The following is a 4445-nucleotide window of genomic DNA, read 5'->3' as shown; positions in this document are numbered from 1 at the left end:
CGGGGCCAGGCCCGTCCGGCCACTGAGCAGGCGGATTCGCGGCAGCCTTCACCTCGTACACGTCGACGATCAACTGCCGGTCCTCGGCGCTCAACAGCGACTCGATCGCGTGCGCCCGCCGACGGGCAAGGGAGTAGGCGTCGTCGCCGAGCAGGTCGGTGGTCTCACCCAGCAGGTTCTCCTCGCCGACGCCGACCATGCGGCGGCGGTAGTACAGTCCCCGTGCGGCGTCGAGCGACCGGCCTTCTCCGGAATGGTGGCGGCCCCTGAGCTCGGCGAACTCGTCGAGCGACGTCATCGGCCGGTTCCGGGGCACCACGACGAGGCGACTGCCCCCGGTCAGCAACGCCACCGTGATCTGCGGATCGGCGAGCATGTCCGCGACCAGGGCTTCCGCTTCCTCCCGGGCAGCATCGGGCTGTTCCACACCGTCAGGAACGACGACCAGCAAACGCGCCGCCACTGCCGTGAAGTCCTCCACGGACAAACCGGCGCGCGCCTGCTCAACGAACCCCGGGTCGGTCGCCAGCAGCTCCCGGTCCCGCTGCGGCAGCGACGCCAGTTCCCGTGCCCGCGCGTCCGCGTCCATCGCGACGAGCCTGGCCGCCGTCTCCACGAGAGCGGGCGGGAGAGGGGTGGGTGACGGGGCAGGGGCAGGGGCGGGTTCCGCCGGCACCGTGTTGCCGGCCGGTCGTACTGACGGCGCAGTCGTGGCGGGCGGCGCGAACAGGAAGTCGGGCTGGGCGGGGGCGAGGGGCCGGCCGACCGGCGGCAGTCCGCGATCCAGCCTCGCCTCGTTGTAAAGGTTGAGGGAGAGGACCGCCAGGGTGTCGCTGTCGCGCGCGATGGTCTGCGGAGTCTGCTCCGTCGACGCGTAGCTCCGGGCCTCCAGCCTCACGACGGCAGGAACAATAAGCGCCCGACCTTGGCGGTCGGGATTGGCATCCAGTGTGCGGAAGTCGGTACGGATCCCCAGTGCCTCGTACTGGCTCACGAATCGTTCCGGCCCGTGCAGGAGCAGGTTGTCGAGGTACTGGCCGACCGTCGCGCGCAACGGGCCGCGTGACATGGTCAGCGGCAGGTCGAGGACGCTCCCGCCCCTGCCGACGGTCTCGGCGAAGCGGGCGGCGATGCTCCGCGCCCGATCCTCAAGGTACGCGCGGGGCCCCTCACCAAGGCTGCTCCTCACGGCCGCGAGAGAATCGCGGGAGGCCACCGCAGTGAGGTCCTTCGGCCGCTGTGTCCAGTCGAGCGTTGCTCCTCGCACAGTGGCGGCGACCTGGGTGTATCCGAGCGCGAGCGCGCCTTCCAGTTCGTCGCCGTCCCACGGGTTCGCGGCATCGGCCCAGCGCGGGTATTGGCTGAGCCAGCGTGCGAAGTCCTGACGGGCCCAGGCACCGAATGCAAGGCCGTCGCCCGCATCCGCATGAGCGATCTGCACGGGTGGGGACTCGCGCCGCATACGGCCCCTGACGTGTTCGATGAACGCCACGAGTCGTGAGGTCGGAGCGGTCGCCGTGTGATGCACCAGCGTCGCGTATCCGGCCTCGTTGATCCTTACCGGCAGATCCTCCGCGAGGGGATCCACTACATATCCTGCCGATTCGGGGAAGATCTGCCCGATTCTCGCTCCCGGCCTCGCGTGCCGGAGCCGGAACATCACGTCGTTGACGGCCGCGTCCACCTCGGACCGTTCGGCCCGGCCGTCCGCCGGCCCTCGCACCAGACCACGAGCCGGCTTCGTGACGATCTCAGGGACCGGCACTCCCCCAGCCTTGTCCAACGTGATCGTCAGAAGCCCGGGCAGCTCCACAATGTCGCCGAACTCCTCGACCTCCGCGCCACGGGGCAGCTCCACCCGGTACCGGTGCAGCTCGGCCTCCAACCCACTGGCCGGACCGAACCCCTCCACCGCTCCCGGAGCGGCAGAGACCAGCGGCGCCACAACAGGCGGCTCACCTCGCAGCGAAGAAGGCCCAGGCTGAGCGGAATAGCCCCCGCGCACAGGAGTGCGCCCGGAAGCACGCTGCTCCACCCTGTCACGGACGGAAACACGCGCCGGAGTGGCAAGCTGATCCAGCCTGTCGCGGACCGCCGCCTCCAGACGCGAAACAGCATCCCATCGCCTGCTCTCCGGCGTCTTGTCACTCTTCCATTCCGTCACACTGACCAGCACACGCCGCAAATCCTCATCCCCGGCATTGTGCGGCAACCGCGACACCGCCCGATCAATGGCACGCAACGCGGAAGAACGGCGCGACCCGCCACTCGCCGAGATCGTCGGCCAGCCATGAATCGGATCCAGCCCCACCCGACGAGCCGGCGGCGCGAAGAGAACGTCCGGTTCCTCAGACTCCGACCCCAGCCGGTCGTCCCCTTCCCCAGCAGAGCCCGGCACCGGGGACGAGGAGGATTCCGGAGACTCCTCCGAGGACCCGGGCAGGACGGCCTCCGCACCGGACGCGGCCACCGGACCCGAGGCGAAGCCGATCGGTGTCGACTCTGCAGAGGACGTGGGCGCGGTGGGGACGATGCTGCCTGCGGGCGGAACGGCCTCTGGCGCCGCGGTGCCGGCACCCCTCCCGTCCGGCACCGGCAGAGCCGGCAGTTGCTCGGAGTCCGGTTGCGGCCGCGCGCCGGCCTCGGGCTCCGGCCGGGGCTGCGGCTGCGCTGCGGGCTGTGCGGCGATCTCGGGGCCCCTGACGAGGGAGCCCAGCAGGGCCGTCGCCGGCAGGTGCCCGGCGCGCAGGTGCTCTGCGGCGACGAGTTCCACGACCTCCTCGGGCCGCGCCACGACACCCAAGGGGTTCTGATCCGGTGCGACTTGCTCAATGCGGTCAAACACCGCGCGTTCGGCCCAGAGCACAGACTCCTCCCGGCGTTCCGGTGACACACCCGGATCCGCGAGCCGCGTCCGGGCGGCATCGATATCGAAACGCGCGGAGCCCGGGTGACGGTGACCGGGGGAAGGAGCGTCCGGCACAGGAGCGATGCCCGTGGCGGGCGCCGTGCCTGTGTCCCGACGGGGGACCGGAACCTCGCCGCCCTCCTGGTGTCCGCTCGTACGCCCGCCCCGCTCCGCGCCGGTGCCGGGGTCCGCCGCACGCGGCGGCGTGCCGACCGGCTCGGACGAGGTGGAGCCCTCCACCCGCGACGCGGCAATCGGACCGGCCGTGCCCCTGTCCGGCGTCGTCGCGGGCATGGGAGACACCGGCATTTCGTGCGATGGGTCGGAGGGGGGCACGATGTGGTCCGTCTGTCCCGGGGTACGCATGGGGGTCCCGTCCCCGGCCTCCCTGACGGGGCTGTTCCCCGCACTGGGTGCACCGAGCCGGTCACCCTCCGGTGTTCTGGCCGAGTGGGTGACGGTGTCGCCTGTCGACGACGGCCGCGAGGGACCGGCCTTCGGGTCGGCGGTCTTCCCGGAAGGCCGCGCCTTGTCGGGCGAGGACGGACGGACGTTGTCCCCGGCCTTCGGGCCGGAGCCGCGGTGCTCCGATGAGACGAGGGATTCCGTGACGGGCCGGTCCGAGGTGCCCCGCCGTTCGACAGCGGAGCCGTCAACACGGCGCCCATCCGCGACTTGGGCATCCGGCTTCCTGGCCTCAGCCGGGGACAAGTCCCGCCCTTCGTCACGGCCGGCCGGACCCTGCCCCGATTCGTCGGGGCCGAGGTTCCTGGAACCGTTCCCGGAAGACTGCGAGGTGCGGGACGACGGCGGACGGGCATCATCTCCGCCGGACCGGGCGCCCCTCTGGCCGGCGGGCTGGTCGCCCGAAGAGTGCGTTGTGGTGTAGGTGACACCGCCACCCCCGTTGTTGGCGCGCAGGTTGCCCTCACCGGCACCCGACCGCTGACCGTCCGGAACGGACGGACTCGGCGACCTCGCACCAGACTTGGAGCCATCCCCCGCCCCACGCGACGGAGCACCGTCGACCTCGGCGGGCGCGTGATGCGGGCTGTCCTGCGGGCCGCTCATCCGCTGCGTCGACCCGGGCTCCGACAACGCGGTCCTGGGCGGCGCCACCTCCGACCCAGACGCCGTAGACGTAGCGGACCTGGACTCCGACAACGCAGTCTCAGGCGCTTCGTCCGGCCGCGACGAGGTGGGGGCCGACGTGGACTCCGCCGTTCTCTGGTCCGACTTCGGGCTTGTCGTCTCCGAGGACTGCTCCTTGGCGGACGAGGACGAACGGCCGTCCTCCGCACCAGGCCGAGTGTCGATCCGGGGGCCGGCACCCCTGCCACCTCCATGGCGATTACCCAGGGACGGTGTCTCGACTTGCGTGGTACTGCCACTGCCGCGGTTGGTGCGCAGGTTGCCGCCGCCGGCACCCGAACCCCTGTCACCGTCGGGCGACCTACCGGGAAAGTCAGCGATCCCAGCGGGCCGGTCATAACCGGGACGCGAACCCCCCGACGACTTCCCACCCGCTCCCGATGCC

The 4445-nt window shown here is 71.4% G+C and carries 1 protein-coding gene; it reads right to left on the bottom strand.

Translation table 11 applies throughout. The features are described 5' to 3' along the window. Positions 1-2866, bottom strand: a 2866-nt coding sequence (locus ACFVT5_RS39390) for a hypothetical protein (RefSeq protein ID WP_389898499.1), incomplete at its 3' end; no start/stop codon positions are given. Positions 2867-4445: the final 1579 nt, after the last annotated feature.

This window comes from Streptomyces sp. NPDC058001 (assembly GCF_042886315.1).
Lineage (GTDB): Bacteria > Actinomycetota > Actinomycetes > Streptomycetales > Streptomycetaceae > Streptomyces.
This window is presented reverse-complemented; position numbering and strand designations above follow the sequence as displayed.